The organism is Ruegeria sp. HKCCD3925, assembly GCF_057221175.1.
In genome coordinates this window covers 340,591-358,621 of sequence record NZ_JBWVBI010000005.1, presented here as the reverse complement: position 1 = coordinate 358,621, position 18,031 = coordinate 340,591, and the positions used below count along the sequence as shown (strand labels likewise).

Below are 18,031 nucleotides of genomic sequence, written 5' to 3'. Positions count from 1 at the left end.
TGCTATCTGGTCAACGCGCCGGCGATCTTGGCTGCTAACCGCTTTGCCACATCATCCTTGCCCATACGCGGCCATTCTTCGGCACCTTGCTCTGAGATCAGGATCACCGCATTCTCAGAACCGCCCATGATACCTGTCGCGGGGCTGACATCATTCGCAACGATCCAGTCACATCCCTTGCGGGCACGTTTGGCCGTAGCATGTTCGATCACGTTGTCTGTTTCGGCGGCAAAACCCACCACCAAATCGGGCCTGCCACTTCCCATTCGCGCGATGCGCTTCAAAATGTCGGGATTCTCGGCAAACTCTAGCGCGGGCACCCCGTCGCGGCTTTTCTTCAGCTTCCGGTCCGAGGCACTGGATACCCGCCAATCGGCCACTGCAGCTGCAAATACCCCCGCATCCACCGGAAGCGCCGCGTCGACCGCATCCGACATTTGCAGCGCGGTCTCTACACGCACGACCTTTATGCCGTCTGGCGGAGGCACGTCAGCCGGACCCGTAACAAATGTAACATCGGCCCCCAATGCAGATAGCGCGCGTGCAACAGCTGTTCCCTGCGCGCCCGATGATCGGTTGGCGATGTATCGTACCGGATCAATTGGTTCATGTGTCGGACCCGATGTCACCAGAATACGTTTGCCAGCCAAAGGCCCATCCCCGAACTGCGCCTCAATCGCCGCGACAATTTCAAGTGGCTCCGACATGCGGCCCGGACCGTATTCACCGCAAGCCATATCGCCTTCGTTCGGGCCGACAAAACGCACGCCGTCTGCTTCCAGTTGCGCATGGTTACGCCGGGTTGCGGGATGCTCCCACATGCGGACATTCATCGCAGGCGCACACAGAACCGGCGTATCGGTCGCCATCAAAAGGGTCGAGGCCAGATCATTAGCTAACCCGCCTGCCATCTTACCCATCAGATCGGCCGTTGCCGGAGCAACCACGATCAGATCAGCCGAACGGGAAAGCTGAATATGACCCATCTCCGCTTCATCGGTCAGATCAAAGAGATCTCGATAGACCTTTTCACCGGCCAGGGCAGACACGGATAACGGAGTTACGAATTCTTCGGCAGCACGCGTCAAAACCGGCGTGACCGCCGCACCACGTTCCCGCAACCGCCGGATCAGGTCCAGCGACTTGTAGGCCGCAATCCCACCGCCGATAATCAGCAAAATACGTTTCGATGACAGCATGGCTCGCCCTTCCCGTCCCGGTCGGCCCTGACATTAGGCAACGCTGGCGGGCAGTTCCAGCAGTTAATTCTGCACCTCAAAGGCTTTGCAGGGGTCTTCTCGCTCGGCCGTGGGGCTATCGATAACAGCATCAAAATCCCCGCTCACGACCCCATCTTCGGATTGTCCAAGCACAAAGACCTTCAAACCGGGGCGCAGTCGCGACAGAAAAGTCGGAATTCCGCGATCCTTACGGGCATGGCCATTGCCAGTGATGACCGCTACAGGCCCACCAGTTTCGTCGGTGGCGCGCAGAATGGCTCGGGTCAACACAGCGTCCCTCAGACGTTGAATGGCGACCATCTGCGGTAGAACTTCAGCGGGCAATGCGTCGCAATGTGCCGCCAGTTGATCAGCCTCGCGTGCGGCTTGATCTTCATCCGACAGAGGTACAGTCAATCCATATCTGGCCGCATCAGCCCCCAACGCTGTGGCCGCCCCGCGTTCCATAGCAGCGCGGGCCGCCTCACGCGGAACCATCGCGCCATACACCGGCACATCCGCGGCCTGAAAAATGGGGTAGTACATTCTGAGAGGCGGCCAGCCGGATTCTGCCCAGCGCAGAATTCGGGACAGCTCCTCGGGATTGGTTGCCGCTTTTTGAGCCAACCGCTGAGCACCTTCTTCGGTCACCATCTCCCAGACAACCGCCGTGGGCGTGATTGCTTCAACTGCTTCGGCTTGGACCAGATGATGCTGAGGGTTGTCATGTATCTCGCCCAGAATGACGACATCCGCGGCCCGCATGTCGGCCAACACGTCCTGAGGGATAAATTCAGCAGCTCGAACCGTTTGAGGCAAAGTGGCGAGCAACACAAAAGCTGTAAGAATCGCAAGAGGTTTCATGCGAAGAAGTGTTGCACCTCGCGCGATTGCGCTTCAAGGTTCTTGCGCATCTTTGTGAACGCTGCCGCCTCAAGCTGGCGCACACGCTCTTTCGACAGGCCAAGCTCTTTCCCGAGACTTTCCAGCGTCCGGGCAGGCTCACGCAGTTTTCTTTCGCGAACGATAAACCGCTCGCGATCGTTCAAAGCTTGCATCGCCGCCACCAGCCATTCGCGCAGTTGCTGGTTGTCGTGGCTGTTCTCTACTACCTCGGCAGCTTGTTCGCTGTCATCTTCCAGCGCATCAATCCACTCGCGCCCGTCCTCATCTGCAGACTGCACCGCATTCAGCGAGAAATCGGACCCTGCCAGACGGCCTTCCATCATCTCGACATCACGCAGCGGGACTCCGATTTCGGCGGCAATCTTCTGATGCAACTGATGGCGATCCAGCTCCAGCCCCTCGGTCGCGGCTTCGCGCTCCAGACGCGCCTGTACCCGACGCATGTTGAAGAACAGCGATTTCTGGGAAGAGGTCGAACCAGTGCGCACCATCGACCAATTGCGCATCACATAATCCTGAATGCTGGCCTTGATCCACCACACTGCATATGTTGAAAACCGCACACCCCGATCCGGATCGAACTTGTCGGCGGCTTTCATCAAGCCCAGTCCCGCCTCCTGAATCAGATCATTCATCGGCGCGCCGTAGCGTTTGAATTTCGCCGCCATTGATATCGCCAGCCGCATATAAGCCGTAATGAGGCGATGCAGCGCCTGCTCATCGCGTTCGTCGCGCCAGGCATAGGCCAGTTTCAATTCAGTCTCCGCATCCAGCAGCTCGGCCTTCATTGCCTGCCGGGACATCGAAAAATCATGTGCGTTGTCGAGTGCCATGCAATTCTCCCCTTTTATCACAGGCGATGGGCCGGGCTTGCCTTGCCGACTTGTGGTCGATACGCAGGACAAAACCGGGTGGATCACCAGAAAGGTAATAAAAGTGCATGCCAATTTAACCTTTATCTTGGGCGGCGCGGCATCCGGAAAATCTGCTTTTGCGGAGCAACTTACTGTTTCAAATGGGAAAAGTCGCGTTTACCTTGCGACATCACAAGTGTTTGATGATGAGATGCGCTTAAAAATCAGGCAACATATTGCACAACGCGGCAGCGGGTGGACGACGATCGAAGCGCCATTTGATCTATCGCCGGAACTCGCCAAGCTGACAAATGATCAGATTTGCCTGATCGATTGTGCAACCATGTGGCTGACAAATCACCTGCTGGCAAAGAATAACCTAGAGGAAGCACAGGCCGGACTGCTTGAGGCGATGAAGACCTGTGCCGCCCAGATCGTCGTGGTATCAAACGAAGTCGGCCACGGGATCGTCCCCGACAACGCCCTTTCCCGCCGGTTTCGCGAGGCGCAGGGACGGCTGAACATCGCTCTGGCTGCGCAGGCAGAGCGGGTGGTGCAGGTTACGGCCGGGCTGCCGCTGGTTCTCAAAGGGCAACCCCTATGACGCGCCTGCATTTGGTACGGCACGGCCCCACCCATGCTAAAACTATGGTAGGCTGGTCCGACCTTCCTGCCGACTTGAGTGATGAGGCCGCGATTGCACGGCTTGATGCGCATCTGCCTTCCAATGCCGTCGTAATCTCATCAGACTTGTCACGCGCCAGCGATACGGCCAGCGCCATTCAAGGCACGCGACTCCGCCTTCCGCACCACCGCGATCTGCGCGAAATCAATTTCGGCAACTGGGAGATGCGCCCCTTCGCCGAGATCGAGGCGGAAGATCCCGAGCTTTGCTTTGCCTACTGGGATAATCCGGGCGAGGTCAGGCCTCCAAACGGGGAAAGCTGGAATGAGGTCCGCGCGCGTGTCGATAGGGTCGTCGACACCCTGATCGCGGCCCATACCGGATGTGACCTAGTCCTGGTCGCCCATTTCGGAGTGATCCTGACTCAGGTCCAACGCGCTCTGGACGTGGACGCCCAACACGCGTTTGGTCACCGCATCGACAACCTGTCCATCACCGAGATCACGCGCCACAACGATGGTTGGACCGTAGGTCGGATTAATCACCGACCGTGATAAGGGTGCGCACAAATCTCTGATTTACCGACGCGTCTCTGTCCGACATCGTTGCTGTATGACATATGATCTCTTTATCGGTGACCGGTTGTTCTCGAGCTGGTCCATGCGCGGATGGCTGATGCTTGAGAAATTCGGCCTGCCATACCGCACCCATATGATTGGCCTTTATTCCGGCACAATGGCGGCGGATATGGAACCCCTGGCCCCGGCGCGCCTTGTTCCTGCGCTGCGTCTACCAGATGGAACCGTGGTCGGCGAAAGCCTCGCGATGGCAGAGACATTGGCCGAACGCCACCCCGAAGCAGGGCTTTGGCCGTCAGACCCTGCCGCCCGCGCCACAGCCCGGTGGCTTTGCGCTGAAATGGTTGCCGGTTTCACAGCGCTGCGGGGGCAATGCCCCATGCAGTTGAAACGTTGCTGGGAAGGGTTCAAACCTTCACCTGAAACGATGACTGATTTGCAGCGGATCGAAACCCTCTGGGCCCATGCACGGAAGGTCTCTGGCGCCGCGTCGGGCCCGCTGTTTGGTGCCTATTCTCTGGCTGATATTTTCTACACGCCGGTCGCTGCGCGGATTGTCGGCTATGGCCTGCCCGTGTCCGAGGTCAATCGTGCATACTGCATGCACCTGCTCTCTGATGTCGCAGTTCGGCAATGGCGCGCCATGGGCATGACGGTCGCGTATGAGCCCTTCCCGTATCCGCAAGACCTTCCCGCACACAGTTGGCCAATTGGCGGGGATTCAGGGATATTGGCGGTCAGCAACGGCCCCTCGGTCAACACAGCCTGCCCCTATTCCGGCAAGCCTGTACAAGAATATCTGGAACTCGATGGCAAGATTTGGGGCCTGTGTAATCCGTTTTGCCGAGACAAGACCATTGCCGACCCTGAGGCGTGGCCGAAATTTAACGCCATGGTTGCTGACGTTAACGATTCCTAAACTGCAACCATGGCAGCAACGTCCTGTTAACCAAGAACAGGATTGCCATGGTCGCCCGCGCCCACACCGTTGCCTTTCAAGGGGTCGATGCCCGCCCGGTCGAGGTGCAATGCGCCGTCTCACCGGGCCTTCCGGCCTTTTCCATCGTGGGATTGCCGGACAAGGCAGTCTCCGAAGCACGGGACCGTGTTCGTAGTGCGCTAAGTTCGATGGCGATCGCGCTGCCGTCGAAACGGATCACGATTAACCTTTCGCCTGCCGATCTGCCCAAAGAGGGCAGCCATTTCGACCTGCCTATCGCCGTCGCTTTGTTGACTGCGTTGGAAATCATTCCAGCGGATGCTGCCGAGGGCGCTGTCGCGTTAGGCGAGTTGTCTTTGGATGGTTCTCTGGCACCCGTCGTCGGCGCGCTGCCCGCCGCAATTACAGCAGCCGCCGATGATCGCAGCTTGCTTTGTCCCAGCGCCTCTAGCGCCGAAGCCGCGTGGGTTGACGCCACTCAGGTGATCGGAGCGGGCTCGTTGGGGGATGTGGTGCGGCACTTTACCGGTCAGTCTGCGCTGCCCGCTGCGACACCGGGCGAAGTGAAACTATCACCCAACGCACGGGACCTGCGGGACGTGAAGGGGCAAGAGCGCGCCAAACGCGCCTTGGAAATCGCCGCAGCCGGGCGGCATCACCTGATCATGATCGGGACACCGGGTTCCGGCAAATCCATGCTGGCGGCGCGTCTGCCAGGTATATTGCCGCCTCTGAGCCCGGTCGAAGCTTTAGAGACATCGATGATCCAGTCGCTTTGCGGCTTACTGGACGAAGGGGGCATCAGCCGCGCCAGACCGTTTCGCGAGCCGCACCATACCGCTTCCATGGCGGCGATCGTGGGCGGTGGCAAAGGCGCGAAACCCGGTGAGATTTCACTGGCGCATAACGGCGTCCTGTTCATGGACGAGTTTCCCGAATTTCCGCGCACCGTGCTGGAAACCCTGCGACAGCCGATTGAAACCGGCGAAGTCATGGTCGCCCGTGCCAACGCCCATGTGAAATACCCATGCCGCTTTATGCTGGTAGCCGCCGCGAACCCGTGCAAATGCGGATATCTGACGGACCCATCCCGCGCCTGTTCACGCGCGCCGGTCTGTGGTGAGGATTACTTGGGGCGTATCTCAGGGCCGTTGATGGACCGGTTCGATTTGCGCATCGAAGTCCCTCCGGTCGGATTTACCGATCTCGATCTGCCGCCTACCGGCGACAGCTCTGCGACCGTCGCAGAGCGGGTCGAAGCGGCGCGCGCCATACAAGCAGATCGCTTTCGCGACACGCCAAATACCCGTCAAAACGCAGATGTCGAAGGCAATGTGCTGGAAGAAATCGCCGCCCCTGATGCCCAGGGCAAAGAACTATTACTGAAAGCCGCGGAACGCTTTGGCCTGTCGGCCCGCGCCTTTCACCGCATCCTACGCGTGGCCCGCACCATTGCCGACCTCGAAGGTGAGCCGGATGTGCGCCGCCCCCATGTCGCCGAGGCGCTGAGCTTTCGCATCAGCGCCAAAGCAGGAGCTTAAAGTTTCGCCTCAATCGCTTGCCAGATTTTCTCGGCGATGTTCACGCCATTGAACCGCTCAAGCTCCTGAATACCAGTGGGTGAGGTCACGTTGATCTCGGTCAGGTAGTCGCCAATTACATCGATCCCCACAAAGATCTGACCACGTTCCTTCAATAACGGTCCGATCGCAGCGCAGATTTCCATATCTCGCTCGGACAGGCCGATTTTCTCGGGGCGCCCGCCCACATGCATGTTCGAGCGGGTCTCGCCCTCAGCCGGAACCCGGTTGATGGCGCCCACTGGCTCTCCATCGACAAGTATGACCCGCTTGTCGCCATTGCGCACATCGGGCAGGAATTTCTGCGCGATCAGAGGCTCACGAGAAAAGCCGGTGAACAGCTCATGTAGCGATGTCAGGTTGCGGTCATTCGCATCAAGACGGAATACGCCAGCACCTCCGTTGCCGTAAAGCGGCTTGAGGATGATATCGCCATGCTTTTCCTTGAACGCCTTGATGGTTCGCAAATCCCGCGCAATCGCGGTGGGCGGAGTCAGTTCAGGGAAATCCAGAACCAGCAGCTTTTCGGGATAGTTTCGCACCCAAAACGGATCGTTAACCACCAGGGCCTGCCCCTTTAGCCGGTCAAGCAAATGGGTCGAGGTGATGTAGTGCATGTCAAACGGGGGGTCTTGGCGCAGCCAGACGACATCAAATTCAGCAAGGTCCACTTCACGCTCAGGGCCCAACACTGCCGGGTTGCCAGCGACTCGTTGCACCGTCATGTCATGGCCGCGCGCCGTGATCTTGCCTTCCTGGTAAGCCAGTTGATCCGGGCCATAAAAAAACAGCTGGTGGCCGCGCACCTGAGCCTCTTCTGCCAGACGGAAAGAGCTGTCGGCGTTGATATCCACGGCCCCGATTGGGTCCATCTGAAAGGCGATCTTCATGGTGTATCCCTCAATTCCACGCTCGATACATGGCGCAGAGGCTTGACGGGTTCAATGGGGGTCAGTCCAAACCAAAGGCGTTTTCGATGATTTGAACAGTTCCAGTGTCATCAACCAGTGCCGCATCAAACCGAGTATTCGTCAGCTGACCAGCCGGCTCCTGTTCAAGAAACTGGGCAGCGGATGCGCAAATTCGATCCATCTGTCGGCGACTAATCCGGGCGGCTGCGCGGTCAAAACTACGGCTTTTCTTAACTTCAATGAAGACCAACCCATCTGCGTTGCGCGCGATCAGATCTATTTCACCGCCAGCACCGCGCCACCTGCGTCCTGCGATTGAATAACCCCGTCGCGCGTATTCGGCGGCCACGCAAAGTTCGGCGGATTGTCCAGCGTGATAAGATACAGAACCCCGAACGGATCTCTGTGCCATATCATCCCTTTCCCAGCTTCAGAGCCATCTGATAGATCGGGCGGCGCGGCAGGCTGAACATCTCTGACACCAAATCTGCCGCATCCCGCACCGAATGCGTTTGCAATGCTTTTATCAATGCCTCTTCTACGTCAGAGTCCTTAACAGATTGCGAATGGGCGCGATCCACAAGCAGAACCACCTCGCCCTTAACCGATGCGCCCTCGTACTCTGCTGCCAGATCAGCGAGCGTGCCACGACGCGTTTCTTCGAACTTTTTGGTGAGTTCACGGCACAGGGCCGCCTGTCGGTCTCCACCCAAAATATCCGCGAGATCAGAGAGGCAGGCAGCCACACGCTTCGGCGATTCATAGAAGACAAGCGTTCCGGGGACGCTGCGCAGGGATTCGATTCGTGAACGCCGTGCGCCAGAGGCATTGGGCAAGAACCCGGCAAAGAAAAATGCATCCGTGGGAAGCCCCGCCAACGTCAGCGCCGTCAAAACAGCAGACGGTCCCGGTGCACATGTCACGTTGTGCCCAGCCTCAGCCGCCTGGCGGCCTAAATCATAGCCGGGATCTGCGATCAGCGGCATTCCCGCCTCGGACGCGTAAGCCACCGATTGCCCTTGTTCCAGCGCCTCAAGTATTTTGCCCCGCGCGCCCGCGCCGCTGTGATCGTGGTAGGCCAGTATGCGGCGCCCTTCGAGCGGCACGCCGTGGATTTCCATCAAACGTCGCAAGCTGCGCGAATCTTCGGCAGCAATCATGTCTGCCGAGGCCAAAACATCGAGCGCCCTGAGCGTAATATCGCGTGCCGTCCCGATTGGGGTGGCAATAAAGTACAGCCCAGTGGCCAATCTGATCTTTTGGAAATTCAAAGCTGGACCCTCACAGCGTGACGTTTATTATCGCGGTTCAATAGACCAAGGTGCCCTCAGACGCCGGATCAGGGAGTTTTCTTTTAGATGTTTACCGTTTGCAAGCCCGCACGCAAACTGGCGAAATCCGCCATTGTACTGGCCACGGCCGCTTTTCTGGCCGCCTGTGAAGTCGGCGGCATCAGCGGAGGCCCCTCGATCGACACCTCTGACCCGGTTCCGGTGGCCCTGTTGGTCCCAAGCGGATCACCTCAGTCTGGCGATGCGGCCCTTGCCCGTAGCCTTGAGAACGCAGCGCGGCTGGCTATAGCGGATTTGCCGAACGTCAAGATTGATCTGCGCGTCTACGACACGGCCGGCAATGCCGGAACGGCCTCGGCGGTTGCACAGCAAGCTGTAGCGGACGGGGCCAAGATCATTCTTGGGCCAGTGTACGCACAAGCCGCAAACGCGGCAGGACTTGCGGTGCTAAACAACAATGTGAACGTGCTGTCCTTCTCGAACAACACCAGCATTGCGGGCGGCAATGTCTATGTGCTTGGCCCCACTTTCCAGAACACGGCCAACAGGCTGGTGAACTACGCCGGACAGCAGGGTAAAAACAGTACTGTCATTGTGCACAGCAATGACTCAGCGGGCCAGCTAGGCCAGTCTGCCATCGCTGCCGCGCTCAGCAACAGCCGCGTCAACAATGCGGGCACAGTTGGATATGACCGGTCTCAGCAGGGCGTGATCGATTCTGTTTCGGCGATTAAAGCAACGGTCGATTCGACCGGCGCAGATTCGATTTTCCTGACCGCGACAACCGCAGGCGCGCTGCCGCTTTACAGCCAGTTGTTGCCCGAGGCTGGTGTGTCTCCTGCGACAACTCAGTATATCGGCCTGACACGTTGGGACATTCCAGCCCAAACGCTGGAATTGCCTGGCGTACAAGGTGGCTGGTTCGCACTTCCCGATCCGGCAAAGGCACAGGCGTATCGCCAGCGTTACAACAACACCTACGGTGAGGCACCACACCCGATCAGCGGGCTTGCCTATGACGGAATCGCTGCGATCGGAGCCTTGGTCAGCCAGGGCAAATCGAACGCGTTGACAGGTGCAGCATTAACCCAGAACGCCGGTTTTCAGGGTGTCGGCGGTATTTTCCGCCTGCGGCCGAACGGTACGAACGAACGCGGTCTGGCTGTTGCCACGATCCAGAACAAACAGGTGGTTGTGATTGACCCTGCCCCACAAAGCTTCTCTGGCGCCGGATTCTAATCGACCGGCGCAGGGCTCTGCGCCCGATGTCAATCTGATCTGCGCGGCTGACGAGATTTTTAACAACGCCGAGGTCAATGCCAACCTGTCCGCCGCTGTTGAAATCAGTTCGGACAACGCAGCCTTGCGCGCCGAGACGGTGCGCATTCTGCGAGAGGCGCAAAAGACAGGCCGCAAGGCGATTGCGGACGCCTTTGCCGAGCGCCCATTTGATGCACTGCCGCTGACGCATTCCTATACCTATCTGACGGACCAGATGGTCGGCACAGCAATGCGCATCGCCAGCGAGCATCTGCATCCGCTGGCAAATCCCACGCAAGGCGAGAAAATCGCTGTGCTGGCAGTGGGAGGTTATGGCCGGGGTGAGATGGCCCCGTCATCCGATGTAGATCTGCTTTTTCTGACGCCGTACAAAATCACCGCCTGGGCCGAGAGCGTGATCGAATCCATGCTCTATATTCTCTGGGATCTGCGGCTGAAGGTCGGTCACTCTTCACGCACGATCAAAGATTGCCTGCGTCTGGGGGCCGATGATTTCACCATCCGTACCGCCATGCTGGAACAACGGTATCTCGTCGGGGATCAGCCCCTTGCGCAAGAACTTGAAGCGCGCCTGAAGACCGATCTTTTCAAAGGCACCGAGCGGGAATTTATCGAAGCCAAGCTGAAAGAGCGCGATGAGCGGCACCTGAAGCAGGGTGAACGCTATATGGTCGAACCCAATGTCAAAGAGGGCAAGGGCGGCTTACGCGACCTGCAATCGCTCTACTGGATCGCAAAATACATCTATGGCGTAACGGATGTGGCCGAACTGGTCCCTATGGGCCTCTTTACGCCCGAAGAGTTTGACGAGTTCGCGCAAGCCGAAGAATTCCTCTGGGCCGTCAGGTCTCATTTGCATCTGGTGACGGGCCGCGCGACGGAACAACTGACCTTCGATCTGCAGGTCGAGGTGGCCGATCGTATGGGATATCAAGACCGCGCCGGTCGGCGCGCCGTCGAGGTGTTCATGCAACGCTATTTCCGCGAAGCCACCCGTGTGGGCGAATTGACACGGATTTTCCTGACCAAACTGGAAGCCTCGCACATGAAGGGCGCGGCCTTGCTGGAACGTATTTTCCGCCGTCGCCCCCGCGTCAAGGCCGGTTACCGCGTGGTCCATGGCCGTCTGGATATCGCGGACCCTGACACGTTCCTGTCAGACAAGGTCAACCTGTTACGGTTGTTCGAAGAGGGTTTGCGCACGGGTATGCTGATCCATCCCGACGCAATGCGGTTGGTGACGGCCAACCTGAACCTGATCGACGATGAGATGCGCAACGACAAAGAGGCGCGGCGCATCTTTCTTGATCTGATGCTGAAACACGGCAACCCCGAACGTGCCCTGCGACGAATGAACGAGTTGGGGGTTCTGTCAGCCTTTTTGCCCGAGTTTGAGCACATCGTGGCGATGATGCAGTTCAATATGTATCACAGCTATACGGTGGACGAGCATACGATCCAGTGCATCGTCAATTTGGCGCAGATCGAGCGAGGAGAGTTAATCGAGGAACTGCCCTTGGCGTCATCCATCCTGGAGGGTGGTGTTAGCCGAAAGGTTCTATACGTGGCTCTGTTGCTGCACGACATCGGCAAAGGACGCCCCGAAGATCATTCGATTCTGGGTGCGCAAATCGCGCGCAAAGTGGCACCACGATTAGGGCTGAGCAAGGCGGATTCGGAAACCGTCGAATGGCTTGTACGCTATCACTTGCTGATGTCCGATATGGCGCAAAAACGCGACATCTCAGACCCGCGCACAATCCGCGATTTCGCGAAAGCTGTTGCAACCGTCAAACGGCTGGACTTGCTGACGGTGCTGACAGTCTGTGACATCCGCGGTGTCGGACCAACGACCTGGAACAACTGGAAGGCTACATTGCTGCGCGCTTTGCATGCTGACACCAAACACGCACTGGAATCCGGGATGGAGGCGCTTAACCGAGCCAATCGTGGAGATGGGGCGAAAAAGCGGTTGCGGGCCGAATTGGAAAACTGGTCCAAATCTGACCTGAAAACCGAAACCGGGCGGCATTATGATCCGTATTGGCAGGGACTGAACCTTTCGACACATGTCGAATTCGCGGAAATGTTGAAATCGCTGGAGGACAGCGGCGATCCGGGTGCCGTAGAAATCCGTCTGCATCCGGATGAGGATCGCGACGCCACCCGCGCGTGTTTTGCCATGGGTGATCATCCGGGTATTTTTTCTCGCATAGCGGGGGCACTTGCCCTTGTAGGAGCCAACGTGGTTGATGCCCGCAGCTATACGACGAAAGACGGATATGTAACTGATGCGTTCTGGGTTCAGGACGCCGAGGGCCATCCCTTCGAGGCCACGCGCCTGCCTCGGCTGACCCAGATGATTCACAAGACACTCAGGGGTGAGGTTGTCGCACGGGACGCATTGAAATCCCGCGACAAGATCAAGAAGCGCGAACGCGCCTTCAACGTCCCGACCCATATCACCTTCGACAACGAAGGTTCAGAGATTTACACGATCATCGAAGTCGACACCCGCGACCGGCCCGGACTGCTATATGATTTGACGCGCACGATGGCAGCCGCCAATGTCTATATCGCGAACGCAGTGATCGCCACCTATGGAGAACAGGTGGTCGACACGTTCTATGTCAAGGATATGTTCGGCCTGAAATACCACTCTGAGGCCAAGCAACGCGGGTTGGAAGCCAAGCTGCGTGCGGCCATCACCGAAGGTGCCGAGCGGGCCGCATCATGAAGCCGATCCGCCTGATTTCGGGCTTTTTCACCGTTGGGTTCTGGACCTTGGCAAGCCGCATTCTGGGCTTTTTGCGGGAAATCCTGCTGACCGCTTATATCGGGCCCGGACCGGTGATGGACGCTTTCGTCGCAGCCTTCCGACTACCCAATATGTTCCGCCGCTTCTTTGCCGAGGGCGCATTCAACGCAGCCTTTGTTCCAATGTTTTCAAAACGCCTTGAAGGCGGTGAAGACGCCGAAGGTTTCGCACAGGATGCGTTTAACCTGTTGGCAGTGGCGGTGCTGGCGCTAGTCGGTCTGGCGATGGTCTTCATGCCCGCGTTGGTTTGGATAACCGCCGAAGGATTCTATGGTGATGAACGCTTCGATCTGGCGGTGGATTATGGTTACGTCGTGTTCCCCTACATCCTGTTTATGTCCCTCGCTGCGCTGTTTTCCGGAGTATTGAACGCAACCGGGCGCTTCGCCGCTGCAGCCGCCGCTCCTGTGCTGCTGAACATATTCGCCTGCTCCGCGTTAATCTTTGGCGCGATATCTGGTGGAGAAATCATACGCTGGCTCATCGCGGTCATCCCAGTCGCAGGCATCGCGCAATTAGCGCTTGTCTGGATTGCGACTGAACGCGCGGGAATTCGCATTCGGCCCGGTTGGCCAAAGCTCAGCCCGGAAATGCGCCGCATGGTGCGGATCGCGGTTCCTGCGGCGTTGGCCATGGGCGTTACGCAAGTCAATCTTGTGGTCGGACAGCTTGTGGCATCAAAAACCGAAAAGGCAGTCAGTTGGCTGTTTGCCGCAGATCGTTTGTATCAACTGCCGCTCGGAGTGGTTGGCATCGCCGTCGGCATCGTGCTGTTACCCGACCTGTCACGCCGCCTGCGCGCAGACGACAAAGATGGAGCACGCAACGCCTTTTCAAGAGCCGGAGAGTTTACTCTGCTGCTGACCTTGCCTTCGACAGTTGCCTTTATGATCATCCCCGGCCCGTTGGTCTCGGTCCTGTTCCAACGCGGCCAGTTCAGCGCCGAAGATACAGCGGCGACCGCCTTGGCCGTGGCCATCTATGGTATCGGGCTGCCCGCATTCATGCTGCAAAAGCTGCTGCAACCGTTGTTCTTCGCCCGCGAAGATACCAAATCACCGTTTCGATACGCAGTGGTTGCGATGGTGGTGAATGCCGGACTTGCCTTTGGGCTTTATCCCATTGTCGGGTGGATTGCGCCCGCAATCGCAGCGTCGACTGCTGGCTGGGCCATGGTTGCGCTGCTTGCAATCGGTGCGCGCAGAATGGGCGACGAAGCCCGATTTGATGACCGGTTCAAACAGCGGATTTGGCGGGTCGTGGCGGCATCGGCTGGCATGGGGGTGGTGTTGTTTGCGGCCATTAACCTCTTCGGCTGGACGTTCGAAGTACCAGGCTGGCGTTACCTTGCGCTTCTCGTGCTCATTGTAACTGCGGCGGTGGCCTACTTCTTGTTGGGGCACATCTTTGGCGCCTTCCGGATTTCGGAGTTCCGAACAGCGCTGCGCCGTAGCTAATGCGCATCAATCGCGTCGCGTTTTGCTGAGGATGCGTGCCCAGCCACCCGGAGCCAGAAAGAAAGACAAACCAAACCCGGTGGCAAAACCGCCCAGATCGGCGACCCAATCCGAGGTCCCACCGAAGATCAGACCGAACAGCAACTGAATGCCCATAAGAACCGCGATCAGGCTGAATGCGCGCGATTGGTTTTCACCCACCAGAGAAAGCTTGCGCCACAGCAGCCAAGTGAACGCGCCGATTAGCCCATAAACCGGAGGAAACCCGCCAACCAGTGGATATGGCGGGTTCAACAGCACCGCATAGGCCAACGCTCCGCCGACACCGGACAAGACGAATATGATCAGCATGGCGACGCTGCCAAAGACCTCAGCCACCATCTTCCCCATCGCCAGAACAAACACGCAGACAAACACAGCTTGTGTGAAATTGGCCTGAACAAAGGGATATGTGACAAAGCGGATCACATGTTCGAACGGCCAGCGCCCGTTCTGGACCATCCAATCGAATATATCGGGCGAAAACGTATATTGCTGCAACGCATCCAAGCGCCAACCAACAGCAGTCGGCCCTCCGACCAAGCCCCTGCTGCCAAGCAAGAAGATCAGTTCAATCCCGATGATGAACAGAACCAGCGCCACCACGACCGGCGGCAGAGGGTTCACGGGCGGTGTATAATGCTCACTGCTCATTGGGCTGGCCTTTCGCGGCTGTTGACGTCCCTTGGCCTCATGGGTAAGCGACGGGGGCTGATTTTTCCAGACAGGAGTTTCCTTCGATGACCGAGACCCAATTCACGCCGCGCGTGTTTTCCGGCATCCAGCCTTCAGGAAACCTGCACTTGGGTAATTACCTGGGTGCACTTAAACGTTTCGTGGATATGCAGGGGCCGGAATACGAGACCGTCTACTGCATGGTCGACCTCCACGCGATTACTGTCTGGCAAGATCCGGATCGTCTGCGTGAAAAGACCCGCGAAGTTTGCGCGGGGTTCATTGCCGCTGGTCTGGATCCCGAGAAATCCATCCTGTTCAATCAGAGCCAGGTGCCCGAGCACACACAGCTGGCCTGGATTTTCAACTGTATCGCCCGGATCGGCTGGATGCAGCGGATGACGCAATTCAAGGACAAGGCCGGTAAGAATGCGCAGAATGCTTCGCTGGGTCTGTTCGCCTATCCTGCCCTGATGGCGGCAGACATTCTGGTCTATCACGCGACCCATGTGCCTGTTGGTGAAGACCAGAAGCAACATCTGGAACTGACGCGCGACATCGCAATCAAGTTCAACCATGACTATGGCGTCGATTTCTTTCCGGTAACCGAACCGGTCATCGGTGGGCCTGCGCCCCGTGTGATGAACCTGCGTGACGGGTCCCGGAAGATGTCGTCGTCAGACCCGTCTGATATGACGCGGATCAACATGACCGATGATGCCGACGCCATCGCCAAGAAGATCCGTAAAGCCAAGACCGACCCGGACGCTTTGCCATCGGAGGTCGATGGCCTTGAAGACCGTCCTGAGGCGCGCAATCTGGTGAATATCTATGCCGCGCTTAGCGACCAGACGGCCGCACAAGTGCTGGCTGAGGTTGGCGGGAAGCAATTCGGTGAGTTCAAGCCAATGTTGGCAGAACTTGCGGTCTCGAAACTCTCACCCATTTCAACCGAAATGGCGCGCCTGATGGGCGAAGAGGCCGAGATTGATCAGATTCTCGCCCGAGGTGCTGAACGGGCACGTGCAATCGCGGCCCCGATTCTGCAGCAGACCTACGAGATTGTAGGGATGGTCGGCGCGGGCAAGTCCTGACCACGCGATCGCAATCCAAAAAAGAACGCCGCCCTTTCTCGGGCTGCGTTTTTCGTTCCGTCGGCTCTTATGCCGCCTGCAGGCTCAGCATCTCGTGCACGATGGATTCCGCAACTTCGTGCGGGCTGACCGCTTCGGCTTTGGCCCGTGTCAGGATGCGATCCATCGTCTGCTCCAGCGCCTGCAACCTACCGGCGACCCAAGCTTCACGCTCTGCGACACGCAGGATTTCCGTCGCCACATTCACGATACCACCGCCATTGGCGACGAAGTCAGGGGCGTAAAGAATGCCACGCTCGTGGAGCAACTGCGCGTCCCGATCGCTGGACAACTGATTATTTGCCCCTCCGGCCACAGCGCCGACTTTCAGTAATGGAATACTCGTTTCGTTCAGGATGCCGCCGATCGCACAAGGCGCAAAGATATCCGCTTCAACGCCGTAGATCGCATCGGGTGCAACGACCTGTGCCGCAAACCGTTCGGCCACGCGGGCCGCTTGCCGGGTGTCGATGTCAGTTACGATTAACTGCGCACCAGAATCGTGCAACAACTGGCACAAATGCTCGCCTACATGGCCAAGCCCCTGAACCGATACAGTCAGGCCTTTCAGGCCAGAAAATCCAAACCGGTGCTGCGCTGTCACCCGGATAGCATTGAATATCCCGCGCGCCGTTATCGGAGACGGATCACCGCTGGCGAACTCACCTTCCGCCAGCCCAGCCACAAATTCGGTTTCAGACCCGATATGCGCCATATCTGCAGGCGTCATACCCATATCTTCTGCCGTCCAGTACAGACCGTTCAAACCTTGAATCACGCGCCCAAAGGCCCGCAAAAGTTCAGGTGATTTATCCTCATGAGGATCCCCGATAATGACAGCCTTGCCTCCCCCGAGCGGCAGATCAGCCGCGGCGTTCTTGAACGTCATGCCCCTTGCCAGTCGCAAAGCATCGTCCAGGGCCTCGGCTGGGTGGCCGTAAGGGCGCATACGCACACCGCCCGCAGCGGGGCCACGTTGCGTTGAGTGGATCGCGATGTAGCCCAATAGACCAAGTGAGTTATCTTTGAATTCGACCACGCGCTCGTGCTCTGGCGCGTCTACGATGGTGATGTCCATTCTTCTCCTCCGGAGTGCTTCCGAGAGTTTGCCACCTATCGTCGAGTGATTTTCACCCTTTTGTCACTATATCAGGGAAATTTTTGGTGCTAACATCTAAAATTGAAAACTTTTGTGGAGTTTTTCGCCATGGATGATATCGATTCCAAGATAATCCGCGCCCTTCAAAACGATGGCCGTATGACTGTCATCGATTTGGCGGAGCATGTCGGGCTGTCCCCGACACCCTGCGCACGGCGTTTGGATCGGCTGCAACGGGACGGGATTATCACCGGCTACGCCGCACAGGTCGACCCCGAGCGGCTTGGATTCGGCGTTACAATCTTTGTGTCTGTCGAGTTGGAGAAACAGGATCGCAACGCCATCGATTCCTTCGAAAAGGCGATTCGTCGCTGCGACGAGGTGATGGAATGCTACCTTATGACCGGATCACGCGACATTCTGCTGCGCGTGGTTGCCAAAGACCTCAATGCGTTTGATGCATTTCTGGAAAACCGGCTTATGAAAATTTCGGGCATTCGAAACCTACGATCAAACTTCGCTTTGCGCACCATGGTCAAACGCGAAGCGCTGCCTCAGCACCATGGATAATCTGCTGGACCTTGCGTCAGCCCCAACCTAGGTTTCCCCGAAGCTTGAGGGAG

17 protein-coding genes are annotated in these 18,031 nt (G+C 57.9%); 9 read left to right on the top strand and 8 right to left on the bottom strand.

Annotation, left to right across the window (positions count from 1 at the left end):
• Positions 1-2: 2 nt before the first annotated feature.
• The 3 genes from coaBC to AC2TEM_RS14535 form a co-directional block, all read right to left on the bottom strand.
• The gene (gene coaBC, locus AC2TEM_RS14545) at positions 3-1,199 is read right to left on the bottom strand and encodes a bifunctional phosphopantothenoylcysteine decarboxylase/phosphopantothenate--cysteine ligase CoaBC (protein WP_170423774.1); all 1,197 of its coding nucleotides are present in this window, start codon (positions 1,197-1,199) and stop codon (positions 3-5) included.
• 63 nt (positions 1,200-1,262) lie between these two features.
• Complete coding sequence (locus AC2TEM_RS14540) at positions 1,263-2,084, bottom strand: ChaN family lipoprotein (protein WP_223117561.1); 822 nt, start codon at positions 2,082-2,084, stop codon at positions 1,263-1,265.
• Complete coding sequence (locus AC2TEM_RS14535; protein WP_170423772.1) at positions 2,081-2,959, bottom strand: RNA polymerase factor sigma-32; 879 nt, start codon at positions 2,957-2,959, stop codon at positions 2,081-2,083. The genes AC2TEM_RS14540 and AC2TEM_RS14535 overlap by 4 nt, the downstream gene beginning before the upstream one ends.
• Before the next feature lie 52 nt (positions 2,960-3,011).
• Between AC2TEM_RS14535 and cobU the strand changes: the two genes are divergently transcribed.
• The 4 genes from cobU to AC2TEM_RS14515 are packed head-to-tail and all read left to right on the top strand — an operon-like array spanning position 3,012 to position 6,664.
• On the top strand, positions 3,012-3,584 hold the full coding sequence (gene cobU / locus AC2TEM_RS14530) for a bifunctional adenosylcobinamide kinase/adenosylcobinamide-phosphate guanylyltransferase (protein ID WP_480856273.1): 573 nt from the start codon (positions 3,012-3,014) through the stop codon (positions 3,582-3,584).
• The gene (locus AC2TEM_RS14525; RefSeq protein ID WP_170423770.1) at positions 3,581-4,159 is read left to right on the top strand and encodes a histidine phosphatase family protein; all 579 of its coding nucleotides are present in this window, start codon (positions 3,581-3,583) and stop codon (positions 4,157-4,159) included. The genes cobU and AC2TEM_RS14525 overlap by 4 nt, the downstream gene beginning before the upstream one ends.
• Positions 4,160-4,217: 58 nt before the next feature.
• The gene (locus AC2TEM_RS14520) at positions 4,218-5,102 is read left to right on the top strand and encodes a glutathione S-transferase (protein ID WP_170423768.1); all 885 of its coding nucleotides are present in this window, start codon (positions 4,218-4,220) and stop codon (positions 5,100-5,102) included.
• 47 nt (positions 5,103-5,149) lie between these two features.
• Entirely contained in the window at positions 5,150-6,664 is a 1,515-nt protein-coding gene (locus AC2TEM_RS14515; RefSeq protein ID WP_170423766.1) for a YifB family Mg chelatase-like AAA ATPase, read from the top strand.
• Here AC2TEM_RS14515 and gshB read toward each other — a convergent pair.
• From gshB to rsmI, 3 genes are all read right to left on the bottom strand, one after another.
• Complete coding sequence (gene gshB, locus AC2TEM_RS14510) at positions 6,661-7,593, bottom strand: glutathione synthase (RefSeq protein WP_170408309.1); 933 nt, start codon at positions 7,591-7,593, stop codon at positions 6,661-6,663. The genes AC2TEM_RS14515 and gshB overlap by 4 nt on opposite strands.
• A gap of 61 nt (positions 7,594-7,654) precedes the next feature.
• Complete coding sequence (locus tag AC2TEM_RS14505) at positions 7,655-8,026, bottom strand: YraN family protein (protein WP_170423764.1); 372 nt, start codon at positions 8,024-8,026, stop codon at positions 7,655-7,657.
• A gap of 1 nt (position 8,027) precedes the next feature.
• On the bottom strand, positions 8,028-8,885 hold the full coding sequence (gene rsmI, locus AC2TEM_RS14500) for a 16S rRNA (cytidine(1402)-2'-O)-methyltransferase (protein WP_170423761.1): 858 nt from the start codon (positions 8,883-8,885) through the stop codon (positions 8,028-8,030).
• An 87-nt stretch (positions 8,886-8,972) separates the two neighbouring features.
• On the opposite strand from rsmI, the gene AC2TEM_RS14495 reads away from it, so the two are divergent.
• Genes AC2TEM_RS14495 through murJ form a run of 3 tightly spaced genes read left to right on the top strand, consistent with a single transcriptional unit; the run spans position 8,973 to position 14,462 of the window.
• Complete coding sequence (locus AC2TEM_RS14495; RefSeq protein WP_170395865.1) at positions 8,973-10,145, top strand: penicillin-binding protein activator; 1,173 nt, start codon at positions 8,973-8,975, stop codon at positions 10,143-10,145.
• Positions 10,105-12,924 (top strand): [protein-PII] uridylyltransferase, encoded by a 2,820-nt coding sequence (locus AC2TEM_RS14490; RefSeq protein ID WP_170395863.1) that lies wholly within the window; start codon positions 10,105-10,107, stop codon positions 12,922-12,924. The genes AC2TEM_RS14495 and AC2TEM_RS14490 overlap by 41 nt, the downstream gene beginning before the upstream one ends.
• Entirely contained in the window at positions 12,921-14,462 is a 1,542-nt protein-coding gene (murJ, locus tag AC2TEM_RS14485) for a murein biosynthesis integral membrane protein MurJ (protein WP_170423759.1), read from the top strand. Before AC2TEM_RS14490 ends, murJ begins: the two co-directional genes overlap by 4 nt.
• 6 nt (positions 14,463-14,468) lie before the next feature.
• On the opposite strand, the gene AC2TEM_RS14480 is transcribed toward murJ, so the two are convergent.
• Entirely contained in the window at positions 14,469-15,155 is a 687-nt protein-coding gene (locus tag AC2TEM_RS14480; protein ID WP_170423757.1) for a rhomboid family intramembrane serine protease, read from the bottom strand.
• Positions 15,156-15,241: 86 nt separating this feature from the next.
• Here AC2TEM_RS14480 and trpS point away from each other — a divergent pair, with 86 nt between their 5' ends.
• Complete coding sequence (gene trpS / locus AC2TEM_RS14475) at positions 15,242-16,270, top strand: tryptophan--tRNA ligase (protein ID WP_170423755.1); 1,029 nt, start codon at positions 15,242-15,244, stop codon at positions 16,268-16,270.
• A gap of 67 nt (positions 16,271-16,337) precedes the next feature.
• Here trpS and AC2TEM_RS14470 read toward each other — a convergent pair whose 3' ends face one another.
• Positions 16,338-17,387, bottom strand: coding sequence for a Glu/Leu/Phe/Val dehydrogenase (locus AC2TEM_RS14470; RefSeq protein WP_170609148.1), 1,050 nt, complete (start codon positions 17,385-17,387; stop codon positions 16,338-16,340).
• Between the two features lie 129 nt (positions 17,388-17,516).
• Here AC2TEM_RS14470 and AC2TEM_RS14465 point away from each other — a divergent pair, with 129 nt between their 5' ends.
• A complete protein-coding gene (locus tag AC2TEM_RS14465; protein ID WP_170423751.1) occupies positions 17,517-17,978 on the top strand; it encodes an Lrp/AsnC family transcriptional regulator in 462 nt (153 codons plus the stop codon).
• The last annotated feature ends 53 nt before the right edge of the window (positions 17,979-18,031 follow it).

Coding starts and splice junctions, on each gene's coding strand:
- coaBC (WP_170423774.1), bottom strand. CDS start 1,199: ATGCTGTCATCGAAACGTATTTTGCTGATTATCGGCGGTGGGATTGCG.
- AC2TEM_RS14540 (WP_223117561.1), bottom strand. CDS start 2,084: ATGAAACCTCTTGCGATTCTTACAGCTTTTGTGTTGCTCGCCACTTTG.
- AC2TEM_RS14535 (WP_170423772.1), bottom strand. CDS start 2,959: ATGGCACTCGACAACGCACATGATTTTTCGATGTCCCGGCAGGCAATG.
- AC2TEM_RS14525 (WP_170423770.1), top strand. CDS start 3,581: ATGACGCGCCTGCATTTGGTACGGCACGGCCCCACCCATGCTAAAACT.
- AC2TEM_RS14520 (WP_170423768.1), top strand. CDS start 4,218: ATGACATATGATCTCTTTATCGGTGACCGGTTGTTCTCGAGCTGGTCC.
- AC2TEM_RS14515 (WP_170423766.1), top strand. CDS start 5,150: ATGGTCGCCCGCGCCCACACCGTTGCCTTTCAAGGGGTCGATGCCCGC.
- gshB (WP_170408309.1), bottom strand. CDS start 7,593: ATGAAGATCGCCTTTCAGATGGACCCAATCGGGGCCGTGGATATCAAC.
- AC2TEM_RS14505 (WP_170423764.1), bottom strand. CDS start 8,026: ATGGCACAGAGATCCGTTCGGGGTTCTGTATCTTATCACGCTGGACAA.
- AC2TEM_RS14495 (WP_170395865.1), top strand. CDS start 8,973: ATGTTTACCGTTTGCAAGCCCGCACGCAAACTGGCGAAATCCGCCATT.
- murJ (WP_170423759.1), top strand. CDS start 12,921: ATGAAGCCGATCCGCCTGATTTCGGGCTTTTTCACCGTTGGGTTCTGG.
- AC2TEM_RS14480 (WP_170423757.1), bottom strand. CDS start 15,155: ATGAGCAGTGAGCATTATACACCGCCCGTGAACCCTCTGCCGCCGGTC.
- trpS (WP_170423755.1), top strand. CDS start 15,242: ATGACCGAGACCCAATTCACGCCGCGCGTGTTTTCCGGCATCCAGCCT.
- AC2TEM_RS14470 (WP_170609148.1), bottom strand. CDS start 17,387: ATGGACATCACCATCGTAGACGCGCCAGAGCACGAGCGCGTGGTCGAA.
- AC2TEM_RS14465 (WP_170423751.1), top strand. CDS start 17,517: ATGGATGATATCGATTCCAAGATAATCCGCGCCCTTCAAAACGATGGC.